Consider the following 19,210-nt stretch of genomic DNA (forward strand, 5'->3'; position numbering starts at 1 on the left):
CGAAGATGCAGGCTACCGTTGTGAAACGTAGCTCCTTGCTTTTAAGCATAGAGCAGGGAGCGAGCCACGGGGGCTCTGGCGTTTCACGCGAACGCACATAATAAAGGGATTCACCGCATGAGGAAATCACTACTCGCCCTGCTGTTTCTGGCTTCGGCCGGCGCAGCGCACGGGCAAGTGCAACTCAAGGAAGGTTTTCCACAGCAATACACAGTGGTTTCCGGGGATACGCTCTGGGACATCTCCGGTAAATATTTGCGCGAACCCTGGCAGTGGCCGCAGCTGTGGCGGGCCAATCCGCAGATCGAAAACCCCAACCTGATCTATCCGGGCGACACGCTGACGCTCAGTTACGTCAACGGCCAGCCCCGCCTGACCCTCAATCGCGGGGAGTCGCGCGGCACGATCAAGCTGTCGCCACGGATCCGCAGCAGCCCCGTCGCCGAGGCGATCCCGAGCATTCCGCTGAAATCCATCAACAGCTTTCTGCTGAGCAACCGCATCGTCGACAAGGTCGAGGACTTCGACAAGGCGCCATACATCGTCGCTGGCGATGCCGAGCGCGTGCTCAGCGGCACCGGCGACCGGATCTTCGCCCGCGGGCATTTCGATCCGAACCAGCCGGTCTACGGCATCTTCCGCCAGGGCAAGGTCTACACCGATCCGCAGAGCAAGGAGTTTCTGGGGATCAACGCCGATGACATCGGCGGCGGTGAAATCGTCGCCACCGAGGGCGACGTCGCCACCCTCGCCCTGCAACGCACCACCCAGGAAGTGCGCCTCGGCGACCGTCTGTTCAGCGGCGAAGAGCGTTCGATCAACTCGACCTTCATGCCCAGCGCTCCCTCCACCGACATCAAAGGCCTGATCATCGACGTGCCACGGGGCGTAACACAGATCGGCGCAATGGACGTGGTGACCCTGAACAAGGGCAAACGCGACGGTTTGGTCGAAGGCAACGTGCTGGTGGTGATGAAGACCGGGGAAACCGTGCGTGACCGGATCACCGGCCAGCCGTTGAAAATCCCCGATGAACGTGCCGGATTGCTGATGGTGTTCCGTACCTATGACAAGCTCAGTTACGGCCTGGTACTCAACGCATCGCGCTCGCTGGCAGTGCTGGACAAGGTGCGAAATCCTTAGCTGGCTTAACAAGTTACCAACAGAGTTATCCACAGCTTGTTCCGAAAGGTTCGGGGCTTATAACGATCAAGGATGATCCATGATGATGTCTGTCTCTACGCCGGTTTCCCCGGCGGAACTGGAAGCGCGTTTGCGCCTGCACCGCTTGCCGGAAATCGGCCCGAAACGTTTTTCCCGGTTGCTCGAAGCGTTCGGCTCCGCCTCCAAAGCCATCAGTGCGCCGGCCAGTGCCTGGCGTTCGCTGGGTTTGCCGGTGGCGAGCGCCGACGCCCGCCGTTGTCCTGAAGTGCGTGATGGCGCCAGTCGCGCATTGGCCTGGCTAGAGCGCCCGGGCCAGCATTTGCTGATGTGGGACCAGCCGGATTACCCGGCATTGCTGGCGCAGATTCCTGATCCACCACCGCTGCTGTTCGTCGCCGGTAAACCGCTGATCCTGGAAAAACCGCAACTGGCGATGGTCGGTAGCCGCCGCGCTTCACGTCCGGGCATGGACACCGCCACGGCGTTTGCCCGCAGCCTGGCCGGAGCCGGTTTCGTCATCACCAGTGGCCTGGCGCTGGGCATCGATGCCGCCGTGCATCAAGCCGCGCTCGACGTCGGCGGGCAAACCGTGGGTGTGCTGGGCACCGGGCTGGAAAAATTTTATCCACAGCGCAATCGGCGGCTGGCGGAGACGATGATTGCCTCTGGCAGCGCGGTGATTTCGGAGTTTCCACTGGACGCCGGACCGACGGCGAGCAACTTCCCCAGGCGCAACCGGATCATCAGCGGTTTGTCCCTCGGCGTACTGGTGGTCGAGGCCAGTGTGGCCAGCGGCTCGCTGATCACCGCGCGACTGGCAGCGGAACAGGGTCGTGAGGTCTATGCGATTCCCGGCTCGATTCACCACCCCGGCGCGCGCGGTTGCCATCAACTGATCCGCGATGGCGCGGTACTGGTAGAAACCATCGAGCATATCCTCGAGGCCCTGCGTGGCTGGCAGCACTTGCCGGTATCCACCACTGCACCGGCTACGGACAATCCGTTGCTGCGCCTGCTGCACGCGGCACCTCACACCAGTGAGGGCTTGGCCGACAGCAGTGGCTGGGCTTTGCCCAAAGTGCTGGCGGCGTTGACCGAATTGGAGATGGATGGCCGCGCGGTGTGCGAAAACGGCCGCTGGTTTGCGCGGGTAAGCTAGGTTTTACATTGAAGATCGGTAAACTGCGCAAAACCTGTTTTCGGAGAGTTTTTCATGGTCAACAGTTGGCGTGTGCAACAAGCCGCACGAGAGATTCGCGCCGGGGCGGTGATTGCCTATCCAACCGAAGCCGTCTGGGGGCTGGGGTGCGATCCGTGGAATGAAGAAGCGGTGGATCGCCTGTTGGCGATCAAGAACCGTTCGGTGGACAAGGGGTTGATCCTGGTCGCCGACAACATTCGTCAGTTCGATTTCCTGTTCGAGGATTTCCCCCAGGACTGGATCGATCGCATGGCCAGTACCTGGCCGGGGCCGAACACCTGGCTGGTGCCGCACCAGAACCTGTTGCCGGAGTGGGTGACCGGGGTGCATGACACCGTGGCATTGCGGGTCAGTGATCATCCGCAGGTGCGGGACTTGTGCTCGCTGGTCGGGCCGTTGATCTCGACCTCGGCCAACCCGCAAGGCCGGCCGGCGGCGAAGAGTCGCTTGCGGGTCGAGCAGTATTTCCGTGGTCAGGTCGATCTGGTGTTGGGCGGAATGCTCGGTGGGCGCAAGAACCCGAGCCTGATTCGCGATCTGGCGAGTGGCAGGGTTGTGCGCCCGTCCTGACTCCGCGTTGCCTGCAATAGCCGGCTTGCCGGCGATGGCGCACTCAAGGCAATAGAACAGTCGAACCTGTCGTGCGTCGCGCCGACAACTCGGTCTGCGCTTTTGCCGCTTCAGCCAGTGGATAACGCTGGCTGATATCCACTTTCAGCTTGCCGCTGGTGATCATCCCGAACAGCTCATCCGCCATGCGTTGCAGGTTCTCTGCGTTGTTGGCGTAGGTCGCGAGCGTTGGCCGGGTGACGTACAGCGATCCTTTCGCCGCCAGAATCCCCAGATTCACGCCTTCCACCGCGCCCGACGCATTGCCGAAGCTCACCAGCAGCCCACGGGGCGCCACGCTGTCCAGCGAGGCCAGCCAGGTGTCCTTGCCGACGCCGTCGTAGACTACCGGGACTTTTTTCCCGTCGGTCAATTCCAGCACCCGCTGGGCAACGTTTTCGTGGCTGTAGTCGATGGTTTCCCAGGCGCCATGGGCCTTGGCCAGATCGGCTTTGGCTTGCGAGCTGACGGTGCCGATCAGCTTCACTCCCAGCGCTTTCGCCCATTGGCAGGCCAGCAAACCGACGCCGCCGGCCGCCGCGTGGAACAGAATGGTTTCGCCGCCCTTGAGTTCATAGGTCTGACGCAGCAGGTACTGCACGGTCAGGCCCTTGAGCATCACGCCGGCGGCGGTTTCGAAGCTGATGGCGTCCAGCAGGTGCACCAGATTGGCCTCGGGCAGGACGTGCACGTCGCTGTACGCGCCCAGTGGGCCGCTGCCATACGCCACGCGGTCACCGACCTTGAACCGGGTGACGGCGCTGCCCACTGCCTCGACGATGCCCGCGCCTTCCGCCCCTACTCCGGACGGCAATGACGGTGGCGCGTAGAGACCGCTGCGGTAGTAGGTGTCGATGAAGTTCAGGCCGATGGCCTTGTTGCTCACGCGAACCTGCTGCGGGCCGGGTTCGGCGGGCTGGTAGTCAACGTATTCGAGCACTTCGGGGCCGCCATGGGTGCGGAACTGGATTCGCTTTGCCATCTGCCTACTCCTTGGGACGATTCGGAAGGCCCCTATCGAACTCCCCTGCTTGATCTTCGTCAACTGCGGCGTGCCTACCTGCGATGGTATGCTACGCGCCCATTTGCGCCACCCCCTCGCCCACGAGGCGATGCCCGATCCAAGGTGAAGCCATGACGACCCGCACCGACGCCGTAAAGGCCTATCTGCTCGACCTGCAAGACCGCATCTGCGCGGCCCTGGAATCCGAAGACGGTGGCACGCGCTTCGTCGAAGACGCCTGGACCCGTGCAGCCGGCGGTGGCGGTCGCACCCGGGTGATCGAGAACGGCACAGTAATCGAAAAGGGCGGCGTCAACTTTTCCCACGTCTTCGGCAGTGGCCTGCCACCGTCCGCCAGCGCCCATCGGCCGGAACTGGCCGGGCGTGGTTTCGAAGCCCTCGGCGTGTCGCTGGTCATCCATCCGCACAACCCGCATGTGCCGACGTCCCACGCCAACGTGCGCTTTTTCATTGCCGAGAAGGAAGGCGAGGAGCCGGTCTGGTGGTTCGGCGGTGGCTTCGACCTGACGCCGTATTACGGCAACGAAGAAGACTGCATCCACTGGCACCGCATCGCCGAGCAGGCCTGCGCGCCGTTCGGCCCGGACGTCTATCCGCGCTACAAGGCCTGGTGCGACACCTATTTCCACATCAAGCATCGCCACGAGCCACGCGGCATCGGCGGCCTGTTCTTCGATGACCTGAACGAGTGGGACTTCGATACCAGCTTCGCCTTCATGCGCGCCATCGGCGATGCATACATCGACGCTTACCTGCCAATCGTGCAACGCCGCAAGAACGATGCGTTCACCGCCAAACAGCGTGAGTTCCAGGAGTTCCGTCGCGGTCGCTACGTCGAGTTCAACCTGGTCTACGACCGTGGCACCCTGTTCGGCCTGCAGTCGGGCGGGCGAACCGAGTCGATCCTGATGTCGCTGCCGCCACAAGTGCGCTGGGCCTACGACTGGAAAGCCGAGCCGGGCAGCGAAGAAGCACGCCTGACCGAGTATTTCCTGCAAGACCGCGACTGGCTGGCCCAGGCCTGAGGACTTCTGATGGATCGTTACGTCGTTTTCGGTAACCCGATCGGCCACAGCAAGTCGCCGATGATTCACAAACTGTTCGCCGAACAGACCGGGCAGAGCCTTGACTACAGCACGCTGCTGGCGCCGCTCGACGATTTTTCCGGCTGCGCCACGGCGTTTTTCCAGGAAGGTCGCGGCGCCAACGTGACCGTGCCGTTCAAGGAAGACGCCTACCGCTTGGCCAACAGCCTGACTGACCGTGCCCGGCGCGCGGGGGCGGTGAACACCTTGAGCAAGCTCGCCGACGGCACCTTGCTCGGGGATAACACCGATGGTGCCGGGCTGGTGCGCGATCTGACGGTCAACGCCGGGTTCAGCCTCACCGGCAAACGTATTCTGCTGTTGGGTGCGGGTGGCGCGGTGCGCGGTGCGCTGGAGCCGTTGCTGGCAGAAAAACCGGCCTCGGTGATCATCGCCAACCGCACAGTGGACAAGGCCGAGCTGCTGGCTGAACTGTTTTGTGATCTGGGGCCGGTGTCGGCCAGTGGTTACGACTGGTTGCGTGAACCGGTGGACGTGATCATCAACGCCACCTCCGCCAGCCTCACCGGCGATGTGCCGCCGATTGCAGAAAGCCTGATCGAACCCGGCAAGACCCTGTGCTACGACATGATGTACGGCAAGGAACCGACCGCGTTCTGCCGCTGGGCCAGCGAGCATGGTGCGGGCGTGGTGATGGATGGCTTGGGCATGCTGGCGGAACAGGCGGCGGAAGCCTTCTTCCTGTGGCGCGGTGTGCGTCCCGACACTGCGCCGGTTCTGGCGGAGTTGCGTCGACAACTGACGCTGTAAGGCGCTTTAGTCTTCGAAGCGGATCGGGCATTTCTCCGGCCCTTCGAGTTTGCGCAACTCCTCAACTACCTGTGGTCGCGCCTGACGCAAGGTCAGGCTGCGATCCTGACGCAGCAGGCGCCGGGCCTCCTGATGAAGCATTTCCACGCCGGAATAGTCGATGAAGTTGATCTGCTGCGCCTCGATCACCACCCGCGCGCCATGCATCCGTTGCAGACGCACTTGCAGGTAGTGGCTGGCGCCGAAAAAGATCGACCCGCCGACCCGCAAAACATCGTCTTCGCCATCGCGCCAATGCTGCACCCGGGGTTGCGAGGTGCGCTTGAGGTAGAAAAACAGCGACGCCAGCACCCCGGCATAAATCGCCGTCTGCAATTCCAGCAGCAACGTGGCAACGCAGGTGAGGCTCATCACCACAAACTCGGCCCGGCTGACCCGCAGCAACGCACGAATGCCACGGTAATCCACCAGCCCCCAGGCGATCAACAGAATGCTGCCGGCCATGGCCGGGATCGGAATGTGTGCAATCAACCCGGCGCCGAAAATCGCGAACAGCGCCACCCACAACGCCGAAAACACCCCGGCCAGCGGTGAACAGGCCCCGGCCTCATAGCTCAGTCCGGAGCGGGTGAACGAGCCGGCTGACAATGATCCCGAAAAGAACGCCCCGACGATGTTGGAAAGTCCCTGGGCACGGACTTCCTGATTGGCATCGAGCAGTTGCTGGGAACGCGCGGCAATCGAACGGGCGATCGACAGACTGGTGACCAGCCCGAGCATGCCCACCGCTACGGCGCTCGGCAGCAGGCGCAGGACCAGATCTACATCCAGCGGTAACCCGCTGAACGGCGGCAGGCGCCCGACAAAAGCGCTGACCAATTGAACATGGCCGAACATCGCCGGCCACAGCCACACCACCAGACTGCCGAGCACCAAGGTCATCAGCAGCGTCGGCCAGCGTGGCAGCAGTTGTTTGAGCAATACGCCAACCACCACCGTAGCGACACCGAGAACCAGCGACGGTTTATCCACAGCCCCCAGATGCCGCAGCAGATCCATCAGGCTGGCCAATGCCGTGGCCTTGGCCGGCAGATCCAGCCCCAGCAGATTCGGCAGTTGACCGATGGCAATCACCACCGCCGCGCCGAGGGTGAAACCCAGCACCACCGAGTGCGAGACGAAATTCACCAGCGCGCCGAAGCGCAACAGGCCAAGCAGCCACTGGAAAATCCCCGCCAGGAACGTCAGCAGCAGAATCAGGGTGATGTAGTCCTGTGATGCAGGCACGGCCAGTGGACTGACACTGGCGAACAGGACAATCGAAATGGCAGCGGTCGGGCCGCAGATCAAATGCCACGACGAGCCCCACAGGCAGGCGATCAGTACCGGGATGATCGCGGCATACAGGCCGTACTCGGGTGGGAGCCCGGCGATCAGGGCGTAGGCAATCGACTGCGGCAACGCGAGAATCGCGCCGCTGAGGCCGACGACCAGATCCCGCCCGACGCTGGCGCGGGTCTGCCGGGGCAGCCAGGTCAGGAAGGGGAAAAGTGAGCGACGGCTGGGGAGGGCCATGGATCCTCTCGGGTGAAATTTTGCGCATTGTACGCAGCCCGGGACGCCGAGCGTCCATTGCGGCGTTCCCACGCAGAGCGTGGGAACGATCGGCCGCGTAGTTACAGTTTGGCTTTTACGGCCGGCAACGCATCTTTGCCGTCCACGGTTTTCACACCATCAAGCCACTTATCCAACACCCCCGGATTTGCCTTGATCCAAGCCTTCACCGCATCCGCATTGCTGACCTTCTTGTTCACCACCTCAGCCATGATGCTGTTCTCCATCTCCTGAGTGAACGAAAGATTGGTCAGCAATTTACCCACATTCGGACAGGCCTCGGCGTAGCCCTTGCGGGTCAGGGTGTAGACGCTGCCCGTGTCGCCGAAGTATTTCTCGCCGCCCTTGAGGTAATGCATTTTCAACTGCACGTTCATCGGGTGCGGGGTCCAGCCGAGGAAGGTGACGAATTTCTGTTTCTTCACCGCCCGCGAGACCTCGGCAAGCATCGCCTGTTCGCTGGACTCGATCAGCTTCCACTGGCCCATGTCGAAGTCGTTCTTCTTGATGATCTCTTGCAGCGAAATGTTCGCCGGCGCGCCGGAGCCGATGCCGTAGATCTTGCGCTCGAACTTGTCGGCGAACTTGTTCAGGTCAGCAAAGTTATGCACACCCGCATCCCACACATAATCCGGCACGGCCAGGGTGAATTCGGTGCCGTCGAGGTTCTTCGCCAGCTGCGTGACATCGCCGGTGGCGACGAACTTGTCGTAGAAACCCTGCTGCGCCGGCATCCAGTTGCCGAGGAACACGTCGACCTGGCCGTCCTTCAAACCACCGAAGGTGATTGGCACCGCGAGGGTGTCGACCTTGGCCTTGTAGCCCATGCCATCCAGCAGAAACCCGGTGATGGCATTGGTCGCGGCGATGTCGCTCCAGCCGGGATCGGCCATTTTCACCGTGTCGCAGCTCTCGGCGAACGCGGATGCGCTGCCCAGTGCCAGCAGACTGACCGTCACGACTGTGGATAACTTGACCATGGACTTCCCCTTAACGTTATTGGTTTTGGCAGGGTTGTGGATAACGGGCCTTGCGCTCCAGGTCATCGAGGTCGATGTGGTTGCGCATGTACTGCTGACTGGCGTCCACCAGCGGCTGGTGATCCCAGCTCTTCAGCTTGCCGATGGTCAGCGCCTCGGCAACGAAGCGCCGGCGCCGCTGGCTTTCGAGGACATCGCGGTGGATCGCCGGAATGTCCCACTTGGCCCGTGCTTCGGCGAGAAAATCGTCGAAAAGCTGGCGATATTGCGCGGATTGACTGAGTTCTTCCTGCTCCCGTGGATCGTTATCCACATCGAAGAGTAGGCAAGGGTCGGTCTCGCTGTAGATAAATTTGTAGGCGCCACGCCGGATCATCATCAGCGGGCTGACGGTGCCTTCGGCCATGTATTCGCCGAACACCTCGTCATGGCCACCCTGCCCTTGCAGGTGCGACACCAGCGAGCGGCCATCCAGCGGCAGATTTTCTTCCAGGCTGCCGCCGGCCAGCTCCACGAAGGTCGGCAGCAGGTCGGCAGTGGACACGGCGGCGCTCACACGGCCCGCATTGAACTGACCCGGAGCACTTATCAACAGGGGCACTCGCGCTGCCATCTCGAACCAGTGCATTTTGTACCAGAGGCCTTTTTCCCCAAGCATGTCGCCGTGATCGCCGGAGAACACGATGATGGTGTCATCGATAAGCCCTGTATCCTCGAGGGTTTGCAGGAGTTTGCCGACGTTGGCGTCGATATAGCTACAGGCGCCGAAATAAGCGCGACGCGCATCGCGAATCTTATCCACAGGCAGCGGCTTGTCCCACAGGTCGTAAACCTTGAGCAATCGCTGGGAGTGCGGATCAAGAGAATGCTGATCCGGCGTCGTTGGAAGCGGGATATCCGCATCGTCGTACAAATCCCAGAACGCCTTGGGAATCGTGTACGGGTCGTGGGGGTGAGTCATCGACACCGTCAGGCAGAACGGCTGGTCGCCATCTTCGCGGATGTGATCGAACAGGTATTGCTGCGCCTTGAACACCACCTCTTCGTCGAAGTCGAGCTGGTTGGTGCGCACGCACGGCCCGGCCTGCAACACCGACGACATGTTGTGATACCAGCTCGGCCGCACGTCGGGCTCGTCCCAGTTCACCGCCCAGCCGTAGTCGGCCGGGTAGATGTCGCTGGTCAGGCGCTCTTCGTAACCGTGCAGTTGATCGGGGCCGCAGAAATGCATCTTGCCCGACAGCGCGGTGCGGTAACCGAGGCGGCGCAGGTAATGGGCGTAGGTGGGGATGTCGGCGGGGAAATCGGCGGCGTTGTCGTAGGCGCCGATCTTGCTCGGCAACTGGCCGCTGACCAAGGTGAAACGCGACGGTGCGCACAGCGGGCTGTTGCAGTACGCGGCATCGAACACCACGCCTTGTTCGGCGAGGCGGCTGAGATTCGGCAGTTTGATTGGCGACTGGCCGTAGAACGGCAACATTGGCGCGGCCATTTGATCGGCCATGATGAAAAGAATGTTCTTGCGCTTCATGTGATCGCGGCATTCCATAGTGAATATTTATGCGACATTGCTGCGATCGAGCATGGATTCCACGCAATTTCCGGTAAAGCCCGCGCCGGACAATGACTAGGATAAGCACAGCTTATGTATGAAGCCCTCGGTGATTTGTCGCTGGATCTGCTGCGTGCCTTCGAGGCGGCTGCCCGTCATCGCAGTTTTACCGCTGCAGCGGTGGAGCTCGGCACCACTCAGCCGGCCATCAGTCAGCAGATCAAAAGGCTGGAGGAGCAGCTCGGAACACGGCTGTTCGACCGGATCTACCGAGGCATTGAGCTGACCGAGGTCGGTTCGATCCTGTTTGAGCAGGTTACCCTCGGTTTGCAGAATATCGACGCAGGATTGAGCGCAATCAGCACGCAGCAGCAACATGAAGTGCTGCAGGTCGCCACCGATTTCGCCTTCGCCGCGTACTGGCTGATGCCACGCCTGTACCGTTTCCATGAAGCTTATCCACAGGTGGACGTGAGCCTGGTCACCAGCGAGCGCAATCACAACATGCTGCGCCCGGATATCGACGTTGCCGTACTGTTCGGCGACGGTCGTTTCAAGCAGGGCGAAAGTCACTGGCTGTTCAGCGAAGAAGTGTTTCCCGTGTGCAGTCCGCAATTGCTCAAGGATCGCGCCCTGCCCTTGCCGCTACAGGCGCTGCTGGAGTTTCCGCTGCTGCATTTGCGCGGTGAGAACAGCAGCAACTGGTTCGACTGGAGCGGTCTGTTCCGCGAACTCGGCATCAACACGCCGCCCGCGCCGGGCCAACTGCGTTTCGACAACTACACCTTGCTGATTCAAGCGGCGATTGGCGGTCAGGGTGTGGCCATCGGCTGGCGGCACCTTGTGGATAACTTATTAACCCAAGGGCTGTTGTGCCGGCCGATCGCCGAGACCACCCTGTCGCGCCTCGGTTATTACGTGGTGTTGCCGCAGCGCAAACGCCGGGGCGCGTTGATCCAGACGTTCGTGGATTGGCTGATGGCCGAACAGGCCAGCAGCGCCGAGTCCCTGGCCGGACTGCCGTTACCCTCGATTGCTGTGTAAGGGATCAGGTAGCAGCAACAAAATCCACGTGCTGACGCAGATGCAGATTCAACCGCAGCTCATCGGAAATCCCCACCGCCACCCGACTCAGGCGTTCCAGCGGCTCGGCGAGACCCGGTTCAAGCGTGCGGCCGACCTGACTGAAATGCTCGATTGTCAGCCCGGCGACACTGCGCGGTGCATTGACCAGCGTCCAGTGCAGCGGGCTGCTTTGCAGGGCTTCGCGTATTTCCTTGGCGGCGTGGCGTTGCAATGGGTCGGCGTTTTCCGGATCGTCCAGTGCTTCGAATTCGCCGATGACAAACAGCCGCGAGACGTTCGCAGCCTGCAACCCGTCGATCAACGCATCCACCGCCAAAACCTGTTCCACAGGCCCCAGCACCACGGATTTCTCGACATGATCGCTGCTCAACGGCAGGCCCGGCGCATTGAGCAGGCAGATCACCGCCGAGCTGCCGGCCACGCTCTGATTGACCCGCTTGGCGTCCAGCAGGTCGCCGCTTTTAGTACGCAGGCCCGGCCGTGGCGCGAGCGCCGTCAGATCGTCGAGGATCGCGATGACTTCGTGCTGGCGGCGCAGCAGTTCAGCCATCAACGCACTGCCCAGGCTACTCATGGCACCATAGAGCACCACTTTTACCACCGGGGTTTCGGCATTTTTCATGGCTGAGGTCCCTTTTGTTTTCCCTTGTATGGCGTGTGACATACGGCCAACGCCGAGGGTTCGAACCGATACAGAGGGTTTGCGATGCAGACGATCAAGGGTTATCACGCTCACGTTTATTACGACGCCAGCACCATCGAACAGGCGCGGACGCTGTGTGAGCAGGCCGCGAAATTATTCCCATTGAAGATGGGCCGTGTGCACGAACGCCCGGTCGGCCCGCATCCGGACTGGAGCTGCCAACTGGCCTTCGGGCCCGAGCTGATCGGCGAAGTGCTGCCGTGGCTGGCGCTCAATCGCAAGGGGTTGGTGGTGTTCCTGCACCCGGACACCGGTGATGACTTGCTCGACCACACCGAGCACGCAATCTGGATGGGCGCGATGCGGCCGCTGGATCTGTCTATTTTTTGATCAGGCTGTTTCTTTGCTGGTCGAGAAGTGGCAATGGGCAATGTCGCGCAAGGCTCCGCTGAACTGATAACGGATATGTCCGCAATGGCAGCCGCCGCTGTGCAATTCACTCATTGTCCCGCCCTCACGTATCCGTGTTCATTGCCTCTAGTCGCATCCGACGGTCGGTTGGCCGTTCGCATCGATGCTTTCACCTGCGAAAGCTGGCTGAAAGGTTGCCCCATTAGGATCGCCGCCACTGCCGGCAACAGACCGGTTGGCCAACGCGTGTGATTGCTCCCGCGACAGGCCCAATTAACAACAACAATGGTGATTCTGATGTCCTCTGTAACCCGCCTCCTTGCTCCAACTCCGCCCGTACGTCTCGTGCTTCCCGTTCTGCGCTGATCCCGCCCGATCCGCTCACTTACCTAGCCGCGCTACGCCTGGAGTATTCCCATGCTGACTTTCCTTGGCTTCGCCATGGTCATCACGTTCATGTTCCTGATCATGACCAAGCGCCTGTCCGCGCTGATCGCTCTGATCATCATCCCGATCCTGTTCGCCCTGTTCGGTGGCTTCGCGCCGAAGATCGGCCCGATGATGCTCGAAGGTATTACCAAGCTTGCGCCGACCGGCGTGATGCTGATGTTCGCGATTCTGTATTTCGCCCTGATGATCGACTCCGGCCTGTTCGACCCGGCTGTGCGCAAGATCCTCAAACTGGTCAAGGGCGACCCGCTGAAAGTTTCGGTCGGCACCGCCGTACTGGCGCTCGTCGTTTCCCTCGATGGTGACGGCGCGACCACTTACATGATCTGCGTGGCCGCCATGCTGCCGCTGTACAGCCGCATCGGCATGAGCCCGCGGATCATGGCCGGCCTGATCATCCTCGCCGGCGGCGTGATGAACATGACCCCATGGGGCGGCCCGACCGCCCGTGCCGCCAGTGCGCTGCACGTGGACCCGTCGGACATCTTCGTACCAATGATCCCGGCGATGGCTGCCGGTGTGGTGGCGATCCTGATCATTGCCTACTTCTACGGCAAACGTGAGCGTGCGCGTCTGGGTGAACTGCACCTGATCGGCGACGAAATCGATCACAGCGAAATCAGCGTGTCGCAGTTCCCGGATGCCCGTCGTCCGAAACTGATCTGGTTCAACGGTCTGCTGACTCTGGCGCTGATGTGCACCCTGATCGCCGGCCTGCTGCCGCTGCCGGTGCTGTTCATGGTGGCGTTCAGTATTGCCATGATCGTCAACTACCCTTGCCTGCAACAGCAGAAGGATCGCGTCGCGGCTCACGCCGGCAGCGTGCTGTCGGTGGTCAGTCTGATCTTCGCGGCGGGCATCTTCACCGGTATCCTGTCGGGCACCGGCATGGTCGATGCCATGTCGAAAAGCCTGCTGGCAGTGATCCCTGATTTCCTCGGCCCGTACCTGGCGGTGATTACCGCGCTGGTGAGCATGCCGTTCACGTTCTTCATGTCGAACGACGCGTTCTACTACGGTGTGCTGCCAGTGTTGTCCGAAGCGGCCAGCCATTACGGCATCACCGCCGTGGAAATGGCCCGTGCCTCGATCGTCGGTCAGCCGGTTCACCTGCTGAGCCCACTGGTGCCGTCGACGTATCTGCTGGTGGCACTGGCCGGGATCGAGTTCGGCGATCACCAGCGTTTCACCCTGAAGTGGGCAGTGCTGGTCTGCCTGTGCATACTGGCCGCAGCCTTGCTGTTGGGGACTTTCCCGCTGTTCAGCACTTTGTAACGGCATCAACTCACCAGAACGCCAGCTGCTTGCTGGCGTCCTGGTTTAACACACGCTCAAAGGAATACACATGGAATGGCTGACCAACCCTGAGATCTGGGTTGCCTTCTTCACCCTGACCGCCCTGGAAATCGTCTTGGGCATCGATAACATCATCATGATTTCGATCCTGGTCAGCCGCATGCCCAAACACATGCAGCAGCGCACCCGGATCTTCGGTCTTGGCCTGGCCATGATCACGCGGATCCTGTTGCTGCTGTCGATCACCTGGGTCATGCGCCTTACCGCCGACCTGTTCGTGGTGTTCGGCCAGGGTATTTCCGGGCGTGACCTGATCCTGTTCTTCGGTGGCTTGTTCCTGCTGTGGAAAAGCTCCCAGGAGATGTACCACGCGCTCGAAGGTGAAGATGAAAGCGAGGAGACGCCCGGCGGCAAGGGCGGCAACTTCCTCTACACCATCATCCAGATCGCGATCATCGACATCGTGTTCTCGCTGGACTCGGTCATTACCGCCGTCGGCATGGTGTCCCATGTGCCGGTCATGGTGGCGGCGATCATCGTGGCGGTGCTGGTGATGATGGCGGCCTCGGGCAAGATCAGCGAATTCATCGACAAGCATCCGTCGCTGAAAATGCTCGCACTGTCGTTCCTGCTGGTGGTCGGCACCGTGCTGATCGCCGAAGCGTTCGACGTGCACGTACCGAAAGGCTACGTCTACTTCGCCATGGGCTTCTCGCTGGCGGTTGAGGCCATCAACATCAAGCTGCGCACTGCGATGGCAAAAAAGAAGAAACAGCAGGATCCGGTGAAACTGCGTAAGGATGTTCCGGGTCAGTAACCGGAACGCTGCGCTGATGATCAAAGGGCCTTCGGGCCCTTTTTTCATGGCTGCATGAACCTGTTTTCATGACGCTTTTGTTTCAATCCCCACTTTAGCTGTGCAATGCTGGCGCCCGGACCGTTAGCCAACTACAGCTTAAGAACAACACGTAGAAATCGCGCGATATCGTCAACTCGCCCCTTTGGGGCGCTGCAACTACAGGGGGTCTGCATGCTCACCCTGCTCAATCTGCTTTCTGCCGTGGCTCTGCTGATCTGGGGCACGCACATCGTTCGAACCGGCATCCTGCGGGTGTACGGCACCAATCTGCGGCATGTGATCGGCCAGAACATGTCCAGACGCTGGCTCGCCTTCATCGCCGGCATCCTCGTGACCGCGATGGTGCAGAGCAGTAACGCTACCGCCATGCTCGTCACCTCCTTCGTCGGCCAGGGCCTGATGGCGCTGACCCCGGCGTTGACCACCATGCTCGGTGCCGACGTCGGTACGGCGTTGATGGCGCGGGTGCTGACGTTCGATCTGTCATGGCTGTCGCCGCTGCTGATTTTTCTCGGGGTGATTTTCTTTCTGTCGCGCAAACAGACGCGGCTCGGGCAGATGGGTCGTGTAGCCATCGGGCTGGGGCTGATCATTCTGGCGTTGCAACTGATCGTCGAGGCCGCCGGGCCGATCACTCATGCCAAGGGCGTGAAGGTGATTTTTGCCTCGCTGACCGGCGACATCCTGCTCGACGCCCTGGTCGGCGCATTGTTCGCGATGATTTCCTACTCCAGCCTCGCCGCCGTGCTGCTGACCGCAACCCTTGCCGGCGCCAATGTGATCAGCCTGCCGGTGGCGCTCGGTCTGGTGATCGGCGCCAACATCGGCAGCGGCGTGCTGGCGTTCATGAGCACCAGCATGCAGAACTCCGCCGGCCGTCAGGTCGCGCTGGGCAGCCTGTTGTACAAACTGATCGGGCTGTTGCTGATCATCCCGGTGCTCGATCCGCTGGTGCACTGGATCGACAGCCTCGATTACAGCCCGCAGGAAATGGTCATCGGCTTCCACCTGCTCTACAACACCGCGCGCTGCCTGATCCTGCTGCCGACGGTCGCACCCATGGCGCGGCTGTGCGCCTGGCTGTTGCCGGAACGTCCGGAAGTCAATGGCACCGCCAAACCGCGTCACCTCGACCTGACCGCACTGGTCACGCCGAGTCTGGCGCTGGCCAACGCCGCCCGGGAAACCCTGCGCATGGGCGACCTGATCGACAACATGCTCGACGCGACCCTCGACGTGCTGCGCGGCAAACAAACCGCGGTCACCATGGAAATGCGTCGGCTGAACGATGACGTCGAGGCGCTGTACAGCGCGATCAAGCTGTATCTGGCGCAGATGCCACGCGAAGATCTTGGCGAGCAGGACAGTCGACGTTGGGCGGAAATCATCGAGCTGGCGATCAACCTCAAACTTGCCAGCGATCTGATCGAACGCATGTTGCGCAAGGTGCAACAGCAGAAGACCTCGCAGCGCCGCTCGTTTTCCGAAGACGGGCTGGAAGAACTTGCCGGGCTGCACAGCCAATTGATCTCCAATCTGCGGCTGGGGCTGTCGGTGTTTCTCAGCGGTGACAAGGAAAGCGCTCGCCAGTTGCTGCGCGAAAAACGGCGTTTTCGCGCACAGGAACGTCGTCTGGCCCACGCCCATGTCAGCCGTTTGCAACGCAAGATCGTGCAAAGTATCGAGACCAGTTCGCTGCACCTGGAGTTGATTGCTGACATGAAACGTTTGAACTCGCTGTTCTGCAGCAGCGCCTACGTGGTGCTGGAAACCGCCGATACCGGAGCGCTCGAGACCGAAGATATAGCGGACATCACGCATTCGCCTTGAACGTCTGGGGCTGTGGTCAGTCAGTAACTCAAGGTTCAGCCTCACGGCCGTACTGATGACACGGATCTCCAATTCAGCTGTATGGAAGCTCGTTATGCGTTGCCTGTTGTTCGCTTGTCTGCTACTCGGTTCCCTGCCCGCCTTCGCTCTGGATCGTTTCCAGGTCGAAGGTTATGCGCTGCCCAACGGCCTGCAATTGCTGCTCAAGCCCGGCACAGAACGCGGGCACGTGGCGATCAGGCTGGTGGTGGGCGTCGGTCTCGACGACTTCGACTGCAATGAGAAAGAGCTGCCGCACCTGCTCGAACACCTGTTGTTCAGCGGCATCGACGCCACCGGCGAAGGTGGCCTCGAAGAACGTATGCAGGCTTTGGGCGGCGACTGGAACGCCTTCACCAGCAACGCCGACACCACGTTCGTCATCGAAGCCCCGGCGAAAAACCAGCGCAAGGTGCTCGACCTGCTGCTGGACCTGCTGACCCAGACCCGTTTCGACGACAACGCGATCAACGCCGCCAAACGGGTGGTCGAGCGCGAGGATGGCGGCCATTACACCCGTCTGCGACGCTTTCTCGACCGTCAAGACCTGGGCCACAGCGCGAGCAATCAACTGGCGGTCGAGCTGGGCCTGAAATGCCCGCAACGTGCCGAAGTCGAGGGCCTGACCCGCGAACAGCTGGATAAGGTGCGCAAGGCCTGGTACGCACCGAACAACATGACCCTGATCGTCGTCGGCGACCTCGACAAGTTGCTGCCGGCCTATCTGGAGCGGGCGTGGGGCGCGTTGGAAGCGGTCGACCCGAGCGAACACCGGCCGTTGCCGGACATCCGTGCCAGCGCCGCCCACGAACGCACCATCACTCGCGGTTTCATCGGCAACAGCGCCAAGCTGCACTGGCTGGTGCCGGAGCCGGTGCTGGACGATCAGTACGACGAGACTTTCGACCTGCTCAAGGAATATCTGGAGTGGGCGCTTTACCGCGAGTTGCGCTTGAACCATGGCCTGTCCTACGGGCCCTGGGCCGAGCGCGAGGTGTTCGGTGGCGTTGGCTTCATGAGTCTCAACGCCGATCTGGATCGTGGCGATATCACCGAAGCCGAACAGGTGCTGGAAGACCTCAAGGCGGACCTGCTGAAAAATGGTCTTGATGCTGATACGTTCAATCGCATCAAACAGGCAGCCATCGCCCATCAGGCCTGGGCCGTGCAAGGCAACAGCGGCATGGCCGACTATTACTGGAGCGCGTTGGGCGACTACGAGGATGGTCGTTTTGCCAACCCGGCTCTGGAGCTGCAAGGCGTGACGCTGGAAGCCGCGAACAAGGCCATGCGCGAACTGCTGATGCAACCGGGATACCTGCGGATCGAGCAGCCCTTGCTCAGTGATGACGAGGTGTTGTGGCTGGTGGCGGGCGGGCTGGGTGTTCTGCTGCTGATCCTGCTGGGCTGGCGGCTGCATCGTGGTCCCACGGCCAAGTCTTGATCCCGTGGGTTTTTACTGATCGACAGCCTCGCCACAGCCCCCGGCGGGCGGTACTCTGTCGAGGTTTTTTTCTTCGACTGTCGTGAACTGCCCAAATGCCCAAATTGACCCTCCTGATCCAGCGCATCCTCAAACTGATGAAGCGCTACCCCGGGGTCATTGCGCTTGGTGGTTTCATCTCCGGAGTCGGCAGTTTCATCCTGGTCGACCGGCAACAGGGGCTGGCGAGCTGGATCACCACGATCATGCTGCTGAGCTGGATCTGGCTGATGCTGGAAAACAGCCTGACCGAGCTGTTCACCCGAGTCTTTAAACGGGAAATCCCCCAGCCGCTGCTGCGTTATGCGACGCAGATGATCCATCAGGAAAGCCTGTTTTTCGTCCTGCCTTTCTTCTTTATCACCACCACCTGGAACAGCGGCCAACTGGTGTTCACCGGGTTGCTGTGCATCGCCGCGCTGATCTCGATTGTCGACCCGCTCTACTACAAATGGCTGGCGCCCCGGCGCTGGGCGTTCCTTGCGTTGCATACCCTGACATTGTTCGCCGCCCTGCTCACCGCGTTGCCGGTGATCATGCACCTGACCACGTCGCAGAGTTTCAAATGGGCGCTGGGGACTGCCGTGGTGCTGTCGTTCCCGAGCCTGGCGTCGATCTTCCCGATCCGCACCGTGCGCAACGCGCTGGCGATCCTCAGCATCACCATCGGTATCGGCGGCGTCGGCTGGGTCCTGCGTTCGTGGGTGCCGCCGGCGACGCTGTGGATGACTGATGTTGCGATCAGCACCCAGTTGCAGGACCGCACTCCCGGCGCCAGCCTCGAACAAGTCAGCGCCGAGCAGATCCGCAACGGCGGGCTCTACGCCTACACCGCGATCAACGCACCGCGCGGGCTCGATGAGCGGATCTATCACGTGTGGCAGTTCAACGGCAAAGAGGTCGACCGCATTGCCCTCGACATCCATGGCGGGCGCAAGGAAGGCTACCGGGCGTGGACCCACAAGCAGGTTTTCCCCGGCAACCCGGTCGGTGACTGGCAGGTGCGAGTGCTGACCGAAGACGACCAGGTGATCGGCGTGCTGCGCTTCGAAGTCACGGACAGCACACCGACCAAAGAAAAGTAATCCGGTTCGTGCTATTACGTAGGTTCGC

The 19,210-nt window shown here is 61.3% G+C and carries 17 protein-coding genes and 1 pseudogene; 12 read left to right on the forward strand and 6 right to left on the reverse strand.

From position 1 onward, the window contains the following. Window positions 1–117 precede the first annotated feature (117 nt). From CAF87_RS27390 to CAF87_RS27400, 3 genes are all read left to right on the forward strand, one after another. On the forward strand, window positions 118–1,143 hold the full coding sequence (locus CAF87_RS27390) for a LysM peptidoglycan-binding domain-containing protein (RefSeq protein WP_085733887.1): 1,026 nt from the start codon (window positions 118–120) through the stop codon (window positions 1,141–1,143). An 82-nt stretch (window positions 1,144–1,225) separates the two neighbouring features. Next, window positions 1,226–2,323, forward strand: coding sequence for a DNA-processing protein DprA (dprA, locus tag CAF87_RS27395; protein WP_371850995.1), 1,098 nt, complete (start codon window positions 1,226–1,228; stop codon window positions 2,321–2,323). Between the two features lie 54 nt (window positions 2,324–2,377). Next, window positions 2,378–2,935, forward strand: coding sequence for an L-threonylcarbamoyladenylate synthase (locus CAF87_RS27400; protein ID WP_085733885.1), 558 nt, complete (start codon window positions 2,378–2,380; stop codon window positions 2,933–2,935). Window positions 2,936–2,978: 43 nt separating this feature from the next. Here CAF87_RS27400 and CAF87_RS27405 read toward each other — a convergent pair whose 3' ends face one another. Further along, entirely contained in the window at window positions 2,979–3,956 is a 978-nt protein-coding gene (locus CAF87_RS27405; protein ID WP_085733884.1) for an NADPH:quinone reductase, read from the reverse strand. Between the two features lie 152 nt (window positions 3,957–4,108). Here CAF87_RS27405 and hemF point away from each other — a divergent pair, with 152 nt between their 5' ends. Then, a complete protein-coding gene (gene hemF, locus CAF87_RS27410) occupies window positions 4,109–5,023 on the forward strand; it encodes an oxygen-dependent coproporphyrinogen oxidase (protein WP_085733883.1) in 915 nt (304 codons plus the stop codon). 9 nt (window positions 5,024–5,032) lie between these two features. Beyond that, window positions 5,033–5,854: a shikimate dehydrogenase gene (gene aroE / locus CAF87_RS27415; protein WP_085733882.1), complete on the forward strand. Its 822-nt coding sequence runs from the start codon at window positions 5,033–5,035 to the stop codon at window positions 5,852–5,854. Between the two features lie 6 nt (window positions 5,855–5,860). On the opposite strand, the gene CAF87_RS27420 is transcribed toward aroE, so the two are convergent. The 3 genes from CAF87_RS27420 to betC all read right to left on the reverse strand — a co-directional run bounded on the left by CAF87_RS27420 (window position 5,861) and on the right by betC (window position 9,979). Continuing rightward, window positions 5,861–7,429 carry a SulP family inorganic anion transporter gene (locus tag CAF87_RS27420; protein WP_085733881.1) on the reverse strand — a complete coding sequence of 523 codons (1,569 nt, stop codon included), beginning with the start codon at window positions 7,427–7,429 and terminating at the stop codon, window positions 5,861–5,863. Window positions 7,430–7,530: 101 nt separating this feature from the next. Then, window positions 7,531–8,448 carry a choline ABC transporter substrate-binding protein gene (gene choX, locus CAF87_RS27425; protein ID WP_085733880.1) on the reverse strand — a complete coding sequence of 306 codons (918 nt, stop codon included), beginning with the start codon at window positions 8,446–8,448 and terminating at the stop codon, window positions 7,531–7,533. A gap of 16 nt (window positions 8,449–8,464) precedes the next feature. Continuing rightward, a complete protein-coding gene (betC, locus tag CAF87_RS27430) occupies window positions 8,465–9,979 on the reverse strand; it encodes a choline-sulfatase (RefSeq protein WP_085733879.1) in 1,515 nt (504 codons plus the stop codon). A gap of 114 nt (window positions 9,980–10,093) precedes the next feature. Here betC and CAF87_RS27435 point away from each other — a divergent pair, with 114 nt between their 5' ends. Then, on the forward strand, window positions 10,094–11,044 hold the full coding sequence (locus CAF87_RS27435; RefSeq protein ID WP_085733878.1) for a LysR family transcriptional regulator: 951 nt from the start codon (window positions 10,094–10,096) through the stop codon (window positions 11,042–11,044). 4 nt (window positions 11,045–11,048) lie between these two features. Here the strand turns inward: CAF87_RS27435 and CAF87_RS27440 are convergent, their stop codons facing one another. After that, window positions 11,049–11,708 (reverse strand): NAD(P)-dependent oxidoreductase, encoded by a 660-nt coding sequence (locus tag CAF87_RS27440; RefSeq protein ID WP_085733877.1) that lies wholly within the window; start codon window positions 11,706–11,708, stop codon window positions 11,049–11,051. A gap of 84 nt (window positions 11,709–11,792) precedes the next feature. Between CAF87_RS27440 and CAF87_RS27445 the strand changes: the two genes are divergently transcribed. Next, window positions 11,793–12,119 carry a DOPA 4,5-dioxygenase family protein gene (locus CAF87_RS27445; protein ID WP_085733876.1) on the forward strand — a complete coding sequence of 109 codons (327 nt, stop codon included), beginning with the start codon at window positions 11,793–11,795 and terminating at the stop codon, window positions 12,117–12,119. 3 nt (window positions 12,120–12,122) lie between these two features. Here CAF87_RS27445 and CAF87_RS27450 read toward each other — a convergent pair. After that, window positions 12,123–12,233: pseudogene (locus tag CAF87_RS27450) on the reverse strand (GFA family protein); the annotation flags it as partial. Window positions 12,234–12,557: 324 nt separating this feature from the next. Here CAF87_RS27450 and CAF87_RS27455 point away from each other — a divergent pair. The 5 genes from CAF87_RS27455 (at window position 12,558) to CAF87_RS27475 (ending at window position 19,182) form a co-directional block, all read left to right on the forward strand. After that, window positions 12,558–13,865, forward strand: coding sequence for a CitMHS family transporter (locus tag CAF87_RS27455; RefSeq protein ID WP_085733875.1), 1,308 nt, complete (start codon window positions 12,558–12,560; stop codon window positions 13,863–13,865). 70 nt (window positions 13,866–13,935) lie between these two features. Beyond that, window positions 13,936–14,703, forward strand: coding sequence for a TerC family protein (locus CAF87_RS27460; protein WP_085733874.1), 768 nt, complete (start codon window positions 13,936–13,938; stop codon window positions 14,701–14,703). Window positions 14,704–14,916: 213 nt separating this feature from the next. Continuing rightward, the gene (locus CAF87_RS27465) at window positions 14,917–16,575 is read left to right on the forward strand and encodes a Na/Pi cotransporter family protein (protein ID WP_085733873.1); all 1,659 of its coding nucleotides are present in this window, start codon (window positions 14,917–14,919) and stop codon (window positions 16,573–16,575) included. 94 nt (window positions 16,576–16,669) lie between these two features. After that, window positions 16,670–18,058: a pitrilysin family protein gene (locus tag CAF87_RS27470; RefSeq protein WP_085733872.1), complete on the forward strand. Its 1,389-nt coding sequence runs from the start codon at window positions 16,670–16,672 to the stop codon at window positions 18,056–18,058. Window positions 18,059–18,153: 95 nt separating this feature from the next. Then, window positions 18,154–19,182, forward strand: coding sequence for a DUF5924 family protein (locus CAF87_RS27475; protein WP_085733871.1), 1,029 nt, complete (start codon window positions 18,154–18,156; stop codon window positions 19,180–19,182). Window positions 19,183–19,210: the final 28 nt, after the last annotated feature.

Origin of the sequence: Pseudomonas sp. R38(2017) (genome assembly GCF_002112395.1) — a bacterium.
Lineage (GTDB): Bacteria > Pseudomonadota > Gammaproteobacteria > Pseudomonadales > Pseudomonadaceae > Aquipseudomonas.

What these genes read in the sequence shown, in the direction of transcription:
- CAF87_RS27405 (WP_085733884.1), bottom strand. Translation starts at nt 3,956, where the DNA reads ATGGCAAAGCGAATCCAGTTCCGCACCCATGGCGGCCCCGAAGTGCTC.
- CAF87_RS27420 (WP_085733881.1), bottom strand. Translation starts at nt 7,429, where the DNA reads ATGGCCCTCCCCAGCCGTCGCTCACTTTTCCCCTTCCTGACCTGGCTG.
- CAF87_RS27445 (WP_085733876.1), top strand. Translation starts at nt 11,793, where the DNA reads ATGCAGACGATCAAGGGTTATCACGCTCACGTTTATTACGACGCCAGC.
- CAF87_RS27455 (WP_085733875.1), top strand. Translation starts at nt 12,558, where the DNA reads ATGCTGACTTTCCTTGGCTTCGCCATGGTCATCACGTTCATGTTCCTG.
- aroE (WP_085733882.1), top strand. Translation starts at nt 5,033, where the DNA reads ATGGATCGTTACGTCGTTTTCGGTAACCCGATCGGCCACAGCAAGTCG.
- betC (WP_085733879.1), bottom strand. Translation starts at nt 9,979, where the DNA reads ATGAAGCGCAAGAACATTCTTTTCATCATGGCCGATCAAATGGCCGCG.
- CAF87_RS27435 (WP_085733878.1), top strand. Translation starts at nt 10,094, where the DNA reads ATGTATGAAGCCCTCGGTGATTTGTCGCTGGATCTGCTGCGTGCCTTC.
- CAF87_RS27475 (WP_085733871.1), top strand. Translation starts at nt 18,154, where the DNA reads ATGCCCAAATTGACCCTCCTGATCCAGCGCATCCTCAAACTGATGAAG.
- dprA (WP_371850995.1), top strand. Translation starts at nt 1,226, where the DNA reads ATGATGTCTGTCTCTACGCCGGTTTCCCCGGCGGAACTGGAAGCGCGT.
- CAF87_RS27465 (WP_085733873.1), top strand. Translation starts at nt 14,917, where the DNA reads ATGCTCACCCTGCTCAATCTGCTTTCTGCCGTGGCTCTGCTGATCTGG.
- CAF87_RS27470 (WP_085733872.1), top strand. Translation starts at nt 16,670, where the DNA reads ATGCGTTGCCTGTTGTTCGCTTGTCTGCTACTCGGTTCCCTGCCCGCC.
- choX (WP_085733880.1), bottom strand. Translation starts at nt 8,448, where the DNA reads ATGGTCAAGTTATCCACAGTCGTGACGGTCAGTCTGCTGGCACTGGGC.
- CAF87_RS27400 (WP_085733885.1), top strand. Translation starts at nt 2,378, where the DNA reads ATGGTCAACAGTTGGCGTGTGCAACAAGCCGCACGAGAGATTCGCGCC.
- CAF87_RS27460 (WP_085733874.1), top strand. Translation starts at nt 13,936, where the DNA reads ATGGAATGGCTGACCAACCCTGAGATCTGGGTTGCCTTCTTCACCCTG.
- CAF87_RS27390 (WP_085733887.1), top strand. Translation starts at nt 118, where the DNA reads ATGAGGAAATCACTACTCGCCCTGCTGTTTCTGGCTTCGGCCGGCGCA.
- CAF87_RS27440 (WP_085733877.1), bottom strand. Translation starts at nt 11,708, where the DNA reads ATGAAAAATGCCGAAACCCCGGTGGTAAAAGTGGTGCTCTATGGTGCC.
- hemF (WP_085733883.1), top strand. Translation starts at nt 4,109, where the DNA reads ATGACGACCCGCACCGACGCCGTAAAGGCCTATCTGCTCGACCTGCAA.